We start from the raw sequence: 370 nt of genomic DNA on the forward strand, positions 1-370 counted from the left end.
GCAGACCACCGTGTTCACCGGACGCCTGTCCCTGGACACCCACCCCTGGCTCGCCGACCACGCCATCAACAACACACCCGTCCTCCCCGGCACCGCCTACCTCGAACTCGCCATCCACGCAGGCGACCACACCGGCACACCCCACATCCACGAACTCACCCTCCAGGCGCCCATGTCCTTGCGGGCCGGTGCACCGCTCCGACTCCAGGTCGCGCTCCAGGCACCCGACGACAACGGTCACCGCACCCTGACCATCCACTCCCGCCCCGACGACGGGGACGACGAGCAGCCCTGGACCTGCCACGCCACCGGCACCCTCACCCCCGCAACAGCACCCGCAGCACCCGCCCCGAACGCCTGGCCACCACCC

General features: G+C 71.1%; 1 protein-coding gene. It reads left to right on the forward strand.

Annotation, left to right across the window (positions count from 1 at the left end):
- The coding region (locus E1289_RS37890; protein WP_131989016.1) for a polyketide synthase dehydratase domain-containing protein at window positions 1-370 on the forward strand (370 nt) is incomplete at both ends.

The sequence above is a fragment of the Actinomadura sp. 6K520 genome (assembly GCF_004349245.1).
Lineage (GTDB): Bacteria > Actinomycetota > Actinomycetes > Streptosporangiales > Streptosporangiaceae > Spirillospora.